Below are 15,334 nucleotides of genomic sequence, written 5' to 3' on the forward strand. Positions count from 1 at the left end.
AGGCAGACCCGAGGTGATACCGGCGACGTAGACGTAGCAGTCCATCGCAATGGCATAGTTGTTCCGTTGCCCGTTTCTTCGCATCGCATTGCTCTTCGAATCACACTGCCTTCAACATGCTTCTGATCGATTCGCTCACCAAACGATTCTCGATCGAGAGCGGGACAGTCCACGCTGTCGATGGGCTTTCGATGCGGGTAGCACCAGGAGAGGTTTTCGGACTACTTGGTCCAAACGGGGCTGGTAAAACCACCACCTTGCGTATGGTGCTTGGACTACTGGAACCGGACGATGGCTTTGCAGAAGTTGCTGGCATCCGCACGTCCAAGGACCCATTCGCGGCGAAAGCGAAACTCGGATTTGTCTCTGCCAGTGACGGAGTCTACCCGTGGCTGTCGGTTCGTGAGATGCTGCTGTACTTTGCGGATTTGTACGGCGTTGCACCCCAACAAGCAACCGCGAGACTGAAAGAGCTTGCTAGCGTGATGCAGATTGAGGCACTCCTCGATCGTCGCGCCGGTTCGCTGAGCACGGGTCAACGGCAACGAGTGACCTTGGTGCGTGGCTTGATCCACGATCCTCCCGTGATGCTTCTGGATGAACCAACACGTGGACTCGACGTCGTTGGTGTGCAGACGATCTTCGAGTACATCGAACATTTGCGTGCTGCTGGGAAGGCGGTTGTGGTCTGTACCCACCGACTGGATGAAGCCGAACGTCTGTGCGACCAATTTGGGCTACTTCATCGCGGCCGCATTCGTTATCGAGGCACATTGAATGACCTTCGAGAAGAAACCGGACGAGAACATCTTGTTGAGATGTTTGTCGATCTGATGAATTCCACTGACCCGGCGTTGACCGAGGACCACGCGTGAAACTTTCCTGGTCCCGGCTCGGCCGGCTCACTCAAAAAGAACTTCGGGAAACCTTGCGCGACCGACGGACGATGCTGACTTTGGTCATGATGCCATTGTTGGTTTATCCATTGCTCAGCATGGCGTTGAATCGTTTCTTGCTTTCTTCCGGTATGCCGGCAGAGCAAGCGTTCATGGTTGGCGTCTCATCGCCTGATGAGCGTGACTTCTTGCAAACCCTGATCGAAGATCCTCGCAGTGCACCTCCTGAGCCGATCTTGAAAGTCAACGGCGGGCAGTTGGCTCGGTTTGAAGTGGTTGTGCCAGAAGAGATTTCACCGGAAGAAGCGTTGTCGCAGAACTTGCTGGACATAGCGGTGCAGTTTCAAGATGGCCCAAACTCAATTCGATCGATGGAGATTGTTTCCTACAACAATGATCAGGGCAGCAGTACAGCTCAACGAATTCTAACCGAACGCTTGCAGTGGCTTCAGTTATCTGAAAGTCTGCGAATTGCTCAGCAAATCGATCCTGATTACCAACCTATCGATTTGAGAATTCGATCGATCGGAGAGAAAGCATCGGGATCTATTCTTGGCACCGTGATTCCCTTGGTACTGGTTTTAATGACCATCACCGGCGCTGTTTATCCAGCGATCGACCTGACGGCTGGCGAGAGAGAGCGGGGCACAATGGAGGCGCTAATGGCTTCTCCCGTACCGCGTTGGTGGGTGTTGCTTGCTAAGTATCTGGCTGTTGTCTTTGTCGCTTTCCTCACCGCGATGGCAAACTTGCTTGCCATGTTTGTGACCATGAAGGTGACGGGACTGGTCAGCATGCTCGCTGGTGATTCAACCGTTGGGATGCTGCAGATCATGCAGATACTCGGTCTCCTACTGTTGTTCAGCTGTTTCTTCTCAGCGCTGTTGCTTTCGCTAACCAGCTTTGCAAAGTCGTTCAAAGAAGCGCAGGCCTATCTCATTCCCGTGATGTTGCTTTCGCTTGGCCCGGCAATGCTTTCTTTGATGCCAGGCGTGACACTGGAGGGCCCATTGGCTGTCGCGCCGCTACTGAACATTGTCTTATTAGCTCGCGACATACTATCTGGCACCGCCACCACCGCGGGTGCGGTTGTCGCAGTCACTAGCACCCTTTTCTATGCGGCGGCGACGTTGGGCGTTGCCGCGAGACTGTTCGGTAGTGACGCAGTTGAACGAACCAGCCAAAAGTCATTCGGCTCGCTTCTTCAACGCCCCGACACCGTTACCCAACATCCCAGCATGAGCCAAGCTGGGTTGGTTGTCGCTCTACTGTTGCCGGCTTCATTCCTGATCTCGAACGGCTTGATGCAATGGCTGCGAATCGTTTCCGATTCAGTCTCGGTCAGCTCACAGCTTTTGCTAAACGCTCTGAGCCTAATCCTCGTTTTCGGATTGATTCCGCTTTGCGCAACCGTCATGGGAAGACATCGTATCCAGTCGACTTACCGATTCTCATTGCCACCGTTTGCGTCCATTTTGGGTGCCATCGTCCTCGCGGGCGGAGCTTGGGCGTTTGCTCACGAAGCCTTGGCATTGGCCGACCAGTTCGGAATTGCCCTGCTGTCGGACGACCAAATCGAACGTACACGGTCCTTGCTAGACAAATGGAAAACCGTGCCCCCATGGCTGCTTCTGCTGACAATGGCGGCGACCCCGGCTCTCATCGAAGAGCTCTGCTTTCGAGGTTATTTGTTCTCAGCATTCTCGGCTGTCCTTCGCCCGTGGCAGACAATCTGCACTACCGCATTGCTCTTCGGCCTTTTCCACGTCTTTGTCGGCAGCACCTTGTTGGTCGAACGCTTTCTACCCACCATGTTGCTGGGGTTGCTGCTGGGTTGGGTCGCCTACCGAACCGGTAGCGTCTGGCCGGGAGTGGTCCTGCACTTCTTCCACAATGGAATGCTGGAATTAGCCGCACGTTATCATGACAAGCTCGATTTCCTCGGGCTCAGCGACGCAGACGGTTCGAAGCACCTGCCTGCCAGTTGGCTTGTTGCTGCCGCACTCATGGTCATGATCGGCATCGCGATTGTCGCTTGGTCGACCCAAAGCCGGACTGAGCAAGACTCACCCCAGAGCTAGCTGGTGTGAACCGCTTCGACTTCTTCGCTTCCGACAACTAGTTCGTTGCTCTTTGCAGCAGTTTTCACCGCCGTCGCCTTTTTGCGAGACGCGGCGTTTTTCTTTCCGAGGTTGTCAACCAAGTAACTGACCTGGGCCTGCAACTCTTCCGCATGCTCGAGGAAATAGCTGAGTTGAGCCAATGATTCGTGAGACGAATTGGCGATGACTTCCACCTTGCCAATTGGTACCGATTCATCTTCCCCAGGTCGTGTTGCGAAGAGCGGGATTCGGACAACGCTTTGCACCGATTTTTCCGGCAATCGGACACTCTGCCAAGTCGCATGATAGCCTTCGTGCAACCACGCCATATTCGCGTCGATTTGCACTTTGGCAAGATCATGGCGTTTCGCAAATTCAACCAATGGTTCCCAAACTGGTTCCCAGCAACCATCGCCTTGGATTTGGACACTGCGTAAATGCTTCGATGTTTCGCAATCTTTCGGCCGTACCGCAAACGAATGGGCAAAGTGATACAAGCGTCCGAGAAGAAGACGGCACTCCGAATGACCGAACGTTCGCGTCAGAACCAAAAAGCCAAGAACGGCTACTGCCCCCAGAAGAATCAACCAGTCCTGATTGAACCGAACGGAGAGCACCGCGATGGTGGAACTAAGCGTGCAAAGGCCAGCGACCACCAATAACATTCCATTGGGACCGAACTTTTCGTTCAAGAGGTGATGCAAATGCCCTCGGTCCGTTGCATACATACTGCGACCGGTCATCCATCGACGGATGATTGCTGCAGTAGAGTCGAACAACGGCAGAACCAGAATCGCGACGGGTGCCGCGACGACGACAGCGGACTCTTTTAACGAGCACCACATCGCCAAGACGCCAACCATCAGCCCGATCATCATGCTTCCCGCGTCTCCCAAGAAGATGGTTGCCGGCGGGCGATTGAAGACCAAGAAGCCGAGCAGGGCACCACACAGAGCGGTTGCAGCGATGACGGTAGACGCAGAGTGTCCACTCGATGCACTCAGCAAGGCCAGTCCGCCGCAGACAAACGCACCAACCGTGGTCGCCATGCCGTCGGCACCGTCTAGCAAATTGAGAGCGTTGATCGCAAGCAGCAACCACAACACGCTAACCGGAATGGCAAAAATGCCCAAAGGAATCTCGAAGCCAAAGAGAGAGACTGATCGCATGACCGTCCCACTTCCCACGACGATCATCGCGATGACGCATTGAGCGAGTAGTTTTTGTCGGCCACGGAGTGCCCATTTGTCGTCAATCAAACCGACGATCAAGATTGCCGACGAGGCCCCTAACAATACAAACCAACGAGATGACAGCTCTGTCATCTTGCCGAATTCCGCCCAACCACTTTCGTAAGCGATGCCAACCAAAAACGCGATTCCGGTCGCGATAAAAACGGCTAACCCACCCGCCAAAGCGATTGGTCGGTCATGAAGTTTTCGTTCGGCATCGGGGTTATCAACCAACCCAACTCGAATTGCGAATGCACGCACCACCGGCACCAGTACCAGCATCGCGATGAAAGCAGCAGCAAGAGTAACGAGGATGAATGGTGTCATTGCGAGTTGATTCAATCAGAAAGGGCAGTTTGACACGGTGAAGGCAAAGAACGTCATCACAGGAACGATGTCAGCTGATGACAGCCGGTAAACCCTGTGTGACAAGAATAGCTCTTTATTCTAGTACAACGCCCCCGTAATGCATCATCTTACGCGTCCGCCCGAAAACCATCCCCCGCACGTAGGAAAAGTTAACGGAACTCGACGGAAATCGTATTGGTCAATCGTTCCAAACCTTAAATCTCCCCGAATCAGGCGTCCCAAGAAGGGTCTATCGCCCCTCCCAAATACTGAAAACACGGGGAAACGTACGGGCGGACACCTGTGGTTCTGGTGCCCCCCGGAACAGTCTCACTAACCAGACGGACTGCTAGCACCCCCATTTCATGCACATTTGGCTAAACCGGCACCGCAGAAGGGGCGATAAAGAGTGCGGGGACTTCGCCTGCTAGCAGAATCGCTGCAAACGGTGCGACCCCGATTCCAAACGCCGTCGCAGCCAATTCGAAGGTCAAGATGGTAGCTGGAAATGTTGCACGCACGAGTCGTGTGATCCAGATAGATCCGCCGCTAGGGGAGCCGGCATTATGACCCAGCTTAATCGACATGACGCGTCCGTCCGCCCGAAGCTATCGAGGCGAAACATCATTCGCCAACGAGCTCAACGAGCCTTCTTGGCGAGTCTTGCGGCGGGTATTTTGACAACGGGGATGACCGGCTGCACCATCATGGGTGGCCTGCAATCCAAGCTGACTCGAAGTGAGTGCATCGACGACTTCATGGTCTCGCATCGCAACAAAGTCATGGCAGAAAAAGCCTGGTTGCGAAATGCTCACTGCCACAAAAAACATCGCCATTCGAAAGACCTCCGAAAGGGGTTCATCGATGGCTACATGGAAGTCGCGACCGGCGGATCTGGGTGCACCCCAGCGGTTGTCTCTCCCGACTATTGGGGGTGGAAACATCAATCCGGCGATGGGCAAAGTGCCGTTAACGCTTGGTTCGAAGGCTTCCCACTCGGGGTCAAGGCCGCCGAACAGGACGGAATTGGTTACTACAATCAAATTCGCATCCAAACCCCTATGCGGCCAGCATCTACAGCGATGACAGGATCGATGGCCCCGACGCCCGTCGCTCCTGTGCCACCCATTCCAACCGCCAACGTTTTGCCGCCTGGCATCCAGTTGGGCGAGGGCGAAACTTTGGTGCCTGGCCGAGTCACATTTGAAGAAGCAAATGAATTGACTGGCACCAACGTGGATTTGGATCGCGTGAAACAACACGCACCACCTACACCGCCAGCGATCAAGTCGGTCACACCGAAATCGGATGTCACCGACGATCCGTTTTCACAAGTTGCTCCGTCGCAAAATCACGAAAACATCGTTGCGGGCGGTGCGGGAGCCATGTTGAGCGATATTCCACAAACAAGTGGTAATCAGTTTGGTGGTTCGACCAACATCCAGCAGCTGTTCCCGGATGTCGATAGCGTTTCGTCACCTCAAGACACCAATGCATCAGACCTCGTTCCGCGGCCGCAGCAAACTCCGGTCAGCACCAACGTGGCTGAACCGACTCAAGACGAAATCGATTCGGTAATCGAAGAGATTTTCGGACGGCCAGATCGTCAGGCCCAACCAAGTGAAGCAGTCGAATCGCCTGCAAATAATCAATCGATGCAGTTCTTGTTCGATTGATTTCTGACCGTTCCTCAACCACAGACCAGTCCGGGCGGCTTTGCACCCGATTGCACTTTCAGAGAGTTCAAGGATGAACATCAACCTCTTTCAAACTCGAGTGTGGAAACACATTCGCACCACGGTTGGACTTGGCGTGGCCGCCTCGCTGGTCGCGTCACTGACCGGCTGCTCGTCACTGACCCAGCCAATCGACGGTGTCCCTGCCCACCGATTGCCGCCCGAATTCTTTCCGGCTCCCAAGAACAACTTGGTTCCGGTTGATATCGCGTTGCTGTCGCTTGAGCCACCACGCGATTATCAGCTCGGACCGGATGACATCCTTGGTGTTTACATTGAAGGCGTTTTGCCTTTCAATCCACCGAACACCCCACCTGAACCACCTCCGGTCAATTTCCCGGAACAGGACAGCACCCTGCCGCCGTCGATCGGATACCCGATTGCCGTTCAGGATGATGGAACTCTTTCGTTGCCACTGATTGAGCCCCTCGAGGTTGAAGGGCTGACGCTCGATCAAGTCCGCGAAAAGATTCGTGAGGCGTACATCGACAACGACATTCTGCGAGAAGAAAAAGCTCGTCCGATTGTCACGCTTATCAAGGAACGAACCTACGATGTGATCGTGGTTCGGGAAGATGGTTTAGGTGAAGGCAACCAACGATCGCTTCAAGCTCAGTCCAGCGAGTTCATTCGCGGCCGTGACCGATCTGCCAGCGGCGGCTTGGTCAAACTTCCCGCGTACAAGAACGACATTCTGCACGCCCTGGTTGAAACTGGCGGTTTGCCCGGTTTGAACGCAAAGAACGAAGTTCGTGTTTTGCGAGCCAGTGAAGCTGACAAACGCAAACGAGCACAGTTTGTACGAGACTTCTACGCGTCTCAACGCAACGCCATGCTCGACCCATGTGTCTGCCCACCTGAGCTGCCACCAGACCCATCGATCCTTCGCATTCCATTGCGACTGCCACCTGGAGTGATTCCAAACATCACACCGGAGGATGTGGAATTGCAAGACGGCGACATCGTGTACATCGAAAACCGCGAGACAGAAGTCTTCTACACCGGTGGCTTGTTGCCCGGTGGCGAATTCCCACTCCCTCGTGACTATGACCTCGACGTACTCGGTGCGATGGCGATCGCCGGTGGTGGCATCGGGCAAACAACTGGTGGCGGAGGATTCGGAGGTGCACGTTCGGTTGGCGGAGTTCCACCGGGAATGCTTTATGTGCTTCGTCAGACACCGTGCAACGGACAAGTTGCAATCGAGGTTGACCTTGCCCGGGCCGTCAACGACCCGCGAAGTCGACCACTGGTTCAGCCTGGCGATACACTGATTCTTCAATACAAATGTGAAGAAGAGGTGCTGAACTTCAGCCTCGGTACATTCTTCACCTACGGTATCCAAGAACTACTGCGGAACTAATCCTCGATCGACCATCGAGTCAAAGAAACGAAACGTCGCCTCTATTCAGGGGCGACGTTTTTTCGTTGACCAAGCAGTTTGCGACCGGCCTCACGGCTTCGCAAGCAAGTTCGTCCCCAACCGGCTCGCCCAAGCATCTGGAATAGGTGCCTCAAACGTCATGCGTTCTTTCTTTGTGGGATGCATGATAGAGAGCCGCCAGCTATGAAGCGCGATACCGGTCGGCCAAGATCGTTCGCTCCCGTATTTGGTATCGCCTAAGATGGGAAATCCTACCTCGGCCCACTGCAAGCGGATTTGATGCTTGCGGCCGGTAAGCGGCTTGACCATCAGAAGCGTCAATTCGCGGTCGCAACCTAAAACCTCGTACTCCAGACGTGCCTCTTTGGCATCTGATCTGGAATGATGAGCCACCCGCATACGGTGGGCTGCATCGTCTTTGTACACATCATCGACCAACGTGCCCTGTTGCTGCTCGACTCGGCCTGAGACTACCGCAAGGTATGTCTTCTTCGCTCCATCGCCCGAATGGTTGGCAAACTGAGGCGTGAGCCTACTGGCCGCTTTGCTGGTGCGTGCCATGACGATGACACCCGATGTCATCGAATCCAGTCGACTCACAATGCCCAAATACACCTTGTTGGGCTTGTTGCAGGTTCGACGGATGTAGTCGCATCCGAGCGAATGCAAAGTCGGCTGCCCAGCAGCACCCATCGTCGCTAACTTGGTCGGTTTGTTTACCACGAGCAGATGATTGTCTTCGTAGATGACGTCGACTTCGCTCATGTTTCTCGAATCCCTAATAAAGAAAGTTTCGCCACCGATGGGTGAATCAGCCAACGCGAATTTGGAGTCGGGCAAGCGTTCGCTGCAGCAAGCCCAGAAAATCCTGCAAGACGTATTCGGCCATCACGCATTTCGCCCCAGCCAGGCCGCCGTCATTCAACATGTTCTCGCTGGCGAGCACGCCATGGTGATCATGCCCACGGGGCGTGGCAAGTCGATGTGTTTCCAAATTCCTGCGCTGCTGGGGACCGACGCGGATCTGACACTGGTGCTTTCGCCGTTGATCGCTTTGATGCAGGACCAAGTCGATGGATTGGTGGCGAAAGGCATCGACGCGACTCTCATTAATTCTTCGTTGGATCGAAGTGAACGCGAGAAACGGCAGAAGAATTTACGTGAGAATCAATATCGCCTGCTGTATGTGACGCCTGAACGATTTCGCAAACCTGAGTTCCTAGACGCTATTTCGGGACGAAACATTCAGCTGCTCGCGATTGACGAAGCACACTGTGTCAGCCAGTGGGGCCACGACTTTCGCCCCGATTACAGCAGGATCGCCGACATCCGGAAACAATTGGGCTCTCCGACAACAATCGCCCTGACCGCAACAGCGACGGCGGAATGCCGAGCTGACATCGTGGATCAAATTGGTCTTGGTAAAGGCGAAATGCGGCTGTTCCATGAAGGAATCGATCGCCCCAACTTGCGAATCGACGTCCAATCGGTGATGGGTGAGAGCGAGAAGTTCGAGATGATCCTCGAGGCACTCTCGGCCCCACCATTTCTCCCAACCGACGATACTCCTGTTGGCGGAGCAATCATCTACTTCTCGCTGATCAAAACGCTGACACATTTCAGCGACCTGTTGCTGTCGCAATCCATCGATCATGTCTGTTACCACGGTGACCAATCACGAAAAGATCGCCGTCGGATACAAAACCAATTCATGTCCGGCGAACGAGACCTCGTCTTGGCCACTCCCGCATTCGGAATGGGAGTTGACAAAGAAAACATTCGGTTGGTGATCCATGCTGAAACACCTGGATCGATCGAATCCTATTACCAAGAGATTGGTCGAGCGGGTCGGGACGACAAACCGAGTCGCTGCCTTTGGCTTTACGATCAAGACGACTTGATGACACAGATGCAGTTCATCGAGTGGGCCAATCCCGATGCAGATTTCTACGACCGTTTAATGTTCGCTTTGGAACATCATGCGGATCGATGTGCAGCCTACGGCTTGGACTGGCTTCGCAAAGAATTGCAACGGGTCAGTCCTCACGACCACCGAGTCGACACAGCCATTGCGATGCTCGACCGACATGGTGTTGTCGCAGGCCCAAGGGAACCGGAATGCTTCCAGCTGAGCGGTGACTTACCGGAAAAGTTCCGCGACAACGAATGGCTGGCGGAAAAAAGACAACGGGATCAAAAACGTCTGTATGCGATGGTGCAGTTTGCAGCTACTCCCGCAGAAGAACGACAAGCATTCCTCAATCGATACTTTTTAGATAGTACGATCGTTGAATGAAACTTCCAGCCCACCGGATGCTTCAAACAAGTCCAACGCTTGCACCGTTTCTGCCACATCGTGCACTCGAATGACATGGGCACCCGCCGCTGCTACCGCCATTGAAACGGCCAACGTGCCGGCCATTGGGTTGTAATCGTCTTTCGTACAGCGCTCGTTTCGATCCAGGACTTTGCGAATAAATCCCTTTCGAGAATGGCCGATCAAAATGGGCGATCCAAGTGAAGCAAAACGACTGGTCGCTCGCAGCAAGGTCAAATTGTGGTCGTGTGTCTTCCCAAAACCGATGCCCGGATCGAGGCAGATTCGCTCTGGCTCAATTCCAAGGTCTAAACACGCCTGCCGTCTAGCCAACAAGTACCGCTCGATTTCTTCAACGACGTCGCCGTAGCTGGGATCATCCTGCATCGTCTGCGGATTGCCTTGCATGTGCATGACGCAGACTCCAGCGAGTGACTCGACAACAACCGCTGGCATTTCTGGATCGCCCTCCAAGCCACTCACATCATTGACGATCTCCGCACCCGCCTGGATGGCAGCATTCGCGACGGTTGCTTTACTGGTGTCGACGCTAATCGGAATGGCCAAGCGATCGGCCAACCGTTCGATTACCGGAACCACTCGTTCGATCTCAATATCGGCATCCACCGGATCGCTATATGGCCGCGTACTTTCACCGCCGATGTCGATCAAGTCGGCTCCATTGGCCTGCATCTTCAACGCAGCATCGACTGCCAACTCCAACGTCTGCGAGCTGGTCAACTGCTGACCGGGAGCGACAAACCGACCTCCATCCGAGAAGCTATCCGGGGTGACGTTTAGAATCCCCATCACTAGCGGACGTCGGCCGATTTCTAAAGCACGCCGAGATGTCCGCCAAACAGCACGCTGCATCATGTGTAGCGAACGTTCTGATGTTCAGGTTCGAAGAACGCAGGAAGCATCGAATCCACTCGCAATAATCCTTCGCGAGTCAATTTCACTTCATCGGCATGGATCTCCGCCAACCCTTCTTCCACATATCCATCCCAGACCGGTTTCCAATTCTCAACGATATCAACGTCAAACTTCGATTGGAAATATTCACGCTCGAGGAACCCACGCTTTAGCAACAAGATCATTTCGCGGATCAATGCTTGGTGTTCGGTCGGCACAAACCCGCGTCCCAGTGGCAGCTCTCCACCTTCGATCGCACCGAGATACTGCTCCATGTGCGGCAAGTTCTGGTAATGAGCACCTGCGGCGTGCCCAAAACTCGCGATGCCAGTCGCTAACAAATCGGCACCTCGCCACAAGTTGTCGCGGTACGAAAAGTTAACTTTGCCCGTGTCTTTGACCAATGTATAGGCACTGCTGACTTTGTAGCCCGCCGATGTCATTTCGTCGAAGGCATAGCTGACCCAATCCCGTTTGGTTTGCCAATCCGCGACAGGACTTTGAATCTTGTTCCCTAAGATATCCGCGCTATAAACGGTATTGAACGGCAATTCCATTTGGTAGATCGTCACACTCTCGGGTGACATATCGATTGTTCGTCGAATGTTATCTTTCCAATTCTCCCACGTCTCTCCGACCATCCCCGAGATCAAATCGATGTTGACGTTGGGAAACTGAGCCGCTTCAATCCATTCCCACGCCGAGAAAACTTGTTTGGAAAGGTGTGCTCGCCCGTTCTCTTCCAGCAACTTATCAGAAAAGTTCTCGATCCCGAGACTCAATCGGGTCACACCCAACTGCTCTCGCAGCGTTTTGACCTTGGTCTCACTCAGTGTGCCTGGTTCACACTCGAACGTGACCTCCTCGGCACCGTCCCAAGTGATGTGTTCTCGCAATCGATCGGCCAGCTTCGTCAATTGCTTCGGTGACAGAAAACTGGGTGTGCCTCCGCCAAAATAGACAAAGCGGAACGGCCGATCACCCATCACTGGCAACTGGCTGACCATCGAAATCTCGTTGCACAACGCATCGACATAGCGTTGGACTTCTTGTGCTTTGACGTCAGTGAAAACCTTGAAATAGCAAAACTTGCAGCGTTTCCGGCAGAACGGAATGTGCAAATACAAACCCAGTGGATTTTCACTGGTCGGCGCCGAAGCCATCCGCTGCTTCACCTCGTCGAGCGAATCCGCCTTCCACTGACTGTAGGGCGGATAATTGCTGATGAAGTAACTACCGACTTCAGTCTTGCTGCCTTCGGGCTGTTTTTCGCGAGACTCGTCCTGGGTCGATGCAGTCGTCATAGGTTTCCCGTTTGCGTGCGAATGGTCTACTTCAGAATAGTCGATTGGCTGCAAACACCGAACCGGTGAGCTTCGAATCGAGTTCAGAAACGCATTTCTTAAAAATGTTTACTTCGGCCCAAAACTTCGAACCACACCTTCGTCATCCGCGATGACCAAGCGTTCCCCTACGATGGCGGGTTCGCCAATGAAGGCACCACGAATCTCGAAATTCCATTTTTCATCCCCATTCTCGATCGACAAACGAAGAAGGCGACCGTCGGTGGAAGCGACCCATACATCGTCGCCGGCAATTACGGGAGAGGCGTCAGCACGTCGCTTCAGTGTCACTCTCCAGCGCAGTTTGCCTGATGAACGCTCAATTGCATCGACCGTTTTGTTTCGGCTCGTAACGATCACCACATCATCATTCACGGCAACACTGCCGCGATACTCTTGCGCTCGATCGGGATCGCTGTACTCCCACGTCGGCATGACGTCATCCTCGGAATCATTCTGCGGCGTGAACGCATACAAAACTCCATCCATGATCGGAACAAACAATTTGCCATCGCGAATCGCGGGCGTACTTCCAGTTGGTCCCCCCAGCGGAATCGCCGCCCGTGAAGCCTTTCCGGTGGTCAAATCCACCACGTGCAGGCCGCCGTCGCAACCGCCTAGATAGGTCTTTCCGTCGCCGACCGAGGCACCACACCGAATTTGATCGCCGGTTTCGTATTTCCAGATCAGCTCTCCGGACTTCATCGCGAAGCAATACAAGCTGCCGTCCTGGCTAGTGACCAAAGCTCTCGGTTGCAGTTCGATTTCGCCGGATGCTCCAAGATGCCGCAGCACATAGAACGATGGCGAAGCACTGATCTCGCCGTCGGTCAGACCTTTCCAAAGCTGCTCCCCAGAAGCTGGATCCCAAGCTACGACATTCCCTTCAACATCTCCTGAAACCAACACAGTGGTCTGAGTCGCCGACCAAGCATCGATCTGTTCCGCCGTCATCGGAGAGGTGTCTTCGGGCAGATCACCGGCATCCAAAACATTCACTGCACCAATCGTTTGGCTGATGTTTTGCGGAACATACAACGAAGGTGAAGCAACGAACCCTGTGTCCAGTTCATGGCGCCAAAGCGACTCTCCCGTTGCGAGCTTGAGAGCTTCGATTCCACCCATCACATCAACGACGAAAACATGTTTGCCGTCGCTGACTGGTGCTGACTCGATTGCTTCGGCGGTTTTCGTTTCCCATTGTAGAACCAATCCGTCGGCAAGCCCCTTCGGGCTAGCCCCCGTTGCGGCAAAATCGCCTCTCGATGTGGGCCAAATCTGAGAGCTGAGATCCTCTGCGGTCACCGATGGCAAAACAAATCCGCCCCACAGCAAGGCAAAGCAGCAACCGAAGCGAAGCATGGCGGGAACCTTTCTAGCCGACGAGATGTCTTGGAAGCGTTGAAACGTGTCATTGCGGCGGTAAAACATGGTCAATTCAGCACAATTTGTGACGTTGAGATCGGCCTCCCGTACTGCCCTTCGGAACGCTGCCGACTATTATAACCTCGTGGCGAAGTCTCGCCGCATCCATCCTCTATCCCGACCACCGAACATTTATGATTTGTGTCAGTCTCGGCCGCGCCCGCCACAAACGCATGATCGCCGAGCACCAGTTTTTGGTCGAACAAGGTGCTCAGCTCGTAGAACTGCGTCTCGATTACATTTCTCGCGCCGTCGACCTGAAACGATTACTCAATGACCGTCCGGGTCCCGTGGTCGCCACGGTTCGCAGGAAAGAAGACGGCGGTCGGTGGGAAAGATCCGAACAAGATCGCTTGATGCTCCTGCGGAGTGTTATCGCTGCGGGTGCCGAGTACGTCGACATCGAAGCCGACGTCGCGGCACAGATTCCGCGTTACGGCAACACCAAACGAATCATCAGCTACCACGACTTCAGTGGCACTCCGGAGAATTTGGACGAACTGCACGAGGCCATGGCGGCGGAAGACGCAGACATCGTCAAAATCGCTTGCATGGCGAATTCATTCTCGGACAACATCCGAATGATCAACCTCTGCAAGAACGCGAAAATTCCGACGATCGGGATCTGCATGGGCGAGATCGGCATGCTAACGCGAATCCTGGCCAACCGTGTCGGATCGCCGTTCACCTACGCAACGTTCAGCTCTGACAAAAAGCTTGCACCTGGCCAGCTCAACTGGAAAGAGATGAACAGCGTTTATCATTACGAGACCATCAAGGAAGACACCGCTTTATTCGGCGTGATCGCGGATCCGGTCGCTCATAGCCACAGCCCGTTGATCCACAACGCTGCTTTCGTCGACGCGGGACTGAACGCACGATACCTTCCGCTGCGTGTGCCGAAAGATGACCTGCCATCCTTCATGCGGACTTGCAAGGAACTGGGGATTCAAGGAATCAGTATCACGATTCCCCACAAGGAGTCGGCACTTCAATACTGCACACAGGCGGAATCCAGTTGCACCGGTATCGGCGCGATCAACACGATGATCTTCAACGGCGATGATCGCCTCGGCTACAACACCGACTATCGCGCCGCAATGGATTGCATCGAAGAATCTTTCAAGATCGAACGGGGAACCGAGAATTCGCTGCAAGGAAAAACAGCTCTGGTCCTCGGTGCCGGCGGCGTCTCACGTGCCATCGCGTGGGGACTACGTCAACGCAAATGCGACGTCACCATCAGTTCGCGAACACGTGAACGAGCCGAGATGTTGGCTGCTGACATCGGTTGTCGTGTGATCGACTGGGAAGAACGGCACGAGGCAAAGGTCCAGCTTTTGATCAATGGAACGCCCATTGGGATGCACCCCGACGTCGACAACACTCCCTTCAATCAGTCGGCCCTCAACCAGTTCATGGTTGTATTCGACACAGTCTACAACCCTGAAAACACTCTTCTGATCAAACAAGCGACGCAGAAACAATCTCGTGTGATCACGGGAGTCGACATGTTTGTTCGACAAGCCGCGTACCAGTTCAAGCTATTCACCGGGCAAGAGGCGTCGATCGAGTTGATGCGAAAGAAAATCAAAGAGGCAACCAACCCAGTTCGTTTGAACTAAGACGGAAACGA

At 54.1% G+C, this 15,334-nt stretch carries 11 protein-coding genes; 6 read left to right on the top strand and 5 right to left on the bottom strand.

Annotation, left to right across the window (positions count from 1 at the left end):
• Positions 1–116 precede the first annotated feature (116 nt).
• Both RB_RS13200 and RB_RS13205 read left to right on the top strand, forming a co-directional pair.
• On the top strand, positions 117–875 hold the full coding sequence (locus RB_RS13200) for an ATP-binding cassette domain-containing protein (RefSeq protein WP_007327800.1): 759 nt from the start codon (positions 117–119) through the stop codon (positions 873–875).
• A complete protein-coding gene (locus tag RB_RS13205) occupies positions 872–2,977 on the top strand; it encodes an ABC transporter permease subunit/CPBP intramembrane protease (RefSeq protein WP_011120937.1) in 2,106 nt (701 codons plus the stop codon). Before RB_RS13200 ends, RB_RS13205 begins: the two co-directional genes overlap by 4 nt.
• Here RB_RS13205 and RB_RS13210 read toward each other — a convergent pair.
• The gene (locus tag RB_RS13210; RefSeq protein ID WP_164921975.1) at positions 2,974–4,557 is read right to left on the bottom strand and encodes an MraY family glycosyltransferase; all 1,584 of its coding nucleotides are present in this window, start codon (positions 4,555–4,557) and stop codon (positions 2,974–2,976) included. The two genes, RB_RS13205 and RB_RS13210, sit on opposite strands and share 4 nt — an antisense overlap.
• 587 nt (positions 4,558–5,144) lie before the next feature.
• Between RB_RS13210 and RB_RS13215 the strand changes: the two genes are divergently transcribed.
• Complete coding sequence (locus RB_RS13215; protein WP_007334063.1) at positions 5,145–6,254, top strand: hypothetical protein; 1,110 nt, start codon at positions 5,145–5,147, stop codon at positions 6,252–6,254.
• A gap of 73 nt (positions 6,255–6,327) precedes the next feature.
• Positions 6,328–7,677 carry a polysaccharide biosynthesis/export family protein gene (locus tag RB_RS13220; protein ID WP_164921976.1) on the top strand — a complete coding sequence of 450 codons (1,350 nt, stop codon included), beginning with the start codon at positions 6,328–6,330 and terminating at the stop codon, positions 7,675–7,677.
• 90 nt (positions 7,678–7,767) lie between these two features.
• Here RB_RS13220 and RB_RS13225 read toward each other — a convergent pair whose 3' ends face one another.
• Positions 7,768–8,463: an RluA family pseudouridine synthase gene (locus tag RB_RS13225; RefSeq protein ID WP_164921977.1), complete on the bottom strand. Its 696-nt coding sequence runs from the start codon at positions 8,461–8,463 to the stop codon at positions 7,768–7,770.
• 37 nt (positions 8,464–8,500) lie between these two features.
• Between RB_RS13225 and RB_RS13230 the strand changes: the two genes are divergently transcribed.
• Positions 8,501–9,994 carry a RecQ family ATP-dependent DNA helicase gene (locus RB_RS13230; protein ID WP_164922853.1) on the top strand — a complete coding sequence of 498 codons (1,494 nt, stop codon included), beginning with the start codon at positions 8,501–8,503 and terminating at the stop codon, positions 9,992–9,994.
• Here RB_RS13230 and folP read toward each other — a convergent pair.
• From folP to RB_RS13245, 3 genes are all read right to left on the bottom strand, one after another.
• Entirely contained in the window at positions 9,971–10,891 is a 921-nt protein-coding gene (folP, locus tag RB_RS13235; RefSeq protein ID WP_011120943.1) for a dihydropteroate synthase, read from the bottom strand. The two genes, RB_RS13230 and folP, sit on opposite strands and share 24 nt — an antisense overlap.
• Positions 10,888–12,234: a coproporphyrinogen-III oxidase family protein gene (locus RB_RS13240; protein ID WP_007334059.1), complete on the bottom strand. Its 1,347-nt coding sequence runs from the start codon at positions 12,232–12,234 to the stop codon at positions 10,888–10,890. The genes folP and RB_RS13240 overlap by 4 nt, the downstream gene beginning before the upstream one ends.
• Before the next feature lie 108 nt (positions 12,235–12,342).
• Entirely contained in the window at positions 12,343–13,704 is a 1,362-nt protein-coding gene (locus RB_RS13245; RefSeq protein ID WP_164921978.1) for an outer membrane protein assembly factor BamB family protein, read from the bottom strand.
• Between the two features lie 128 nt (positions 13,705–13,832).
• On the opposite strand from RB_RS13245, the gene aroE reads away from it, so the two are divergent.
• On the top strand, positions 13,833–15,323 hold the full coding sequence (gene aroE, locus RB_RS13250) for a shikimate dehydrogenase (RefSeq protein ID WP_007327789.1): 1,491 nt from the start codon (positions 13,833–13,835) through the stop codon (positions 15,321–15,323).
• Positions 15,324–15,334 lie beyond the last annotated feature (11 nt).

Source organism: Rhodopirellula baltica SH 1 (assembly GCF_000196115.1).
GTDB lineage: Bacteria > Planctomycetota > Planctomycetia > Pirellulales > Pirellulaceae > Rhodopirellula > Rhodopirellula baltica.

Excerpts from the sequence above, each read along its gene's own strand:
- RB_RS13225 (WP_164921977.1), bottom strand. The coding sequence starts at position 8,463 with ATGAGCGAAGTCGACGTCATCTACGAAGACAATCATCTGCTCGTGGTA.
- folP (WP_011120943.1), bottom strand. The coding sequence starts at position 10,891 with ATGATGCAGCGTGCTGTTTGGCGGACATCTCGGCGTGCTTTAGAAATC.
- RB_RS13200 (WP_007327800.1), top strand. The coding sequence starts at position 117 with ATGCTTCTGATCGATTCGCTCACCAAACGATTCTCGATCGAGAGCGGG.
- RB_RS13210 (WP_164921975.1), bottom strand. The coding sequence starts at position 4,557 with ATGACACCATTCATCCTCGTTACTCTTGCTGCTGCTTTCATCGCGATG.
- RB_RS13220 (WP_164921976.1), top strand. The coding sequence starts at position 6,328 with ATGAACATCAACCTCTTTCAAACTCGAGTGTGGAAACACATTCGCACC.
- aroE (WP_007327789.1), top strand. The coding sequence starts at position 13,833 with ATGATTTGTGTCAGTCTCGGCCGCGCCCGCCACAAACGCATGATCGCC.
- RB_RS13240 (WP_007334059.1), bottom strand. The coding sequence starts at position 12,234 with ATGACGACTGCATCGACCCAGGACGAGTCTCGCGAAAAACAGCCCGAA.
- RB_RS13215 (WP_007334063.1), top strand. The coding sequence starts at position 5,145 with ATGACCCAGCTTAATCGACATGACGCGTCCGTCCGCCCGAAGCTATCG.
- RB_RS13230 (WP_164922853.1), top strand. The coding sequence starts at position 8,501 with ATGGGTGAATCAGCCAACGCGAATTTGGAGTCGGGCAAGCGTTCGCTG.
- RB_RS13245 (WP_164921978.1), bottom strand. The coding sequence starts at position 13,704 with ATGTTTTACCGCCGCAATGACACGTTTCAACGCTTCCAAGACATCTCG.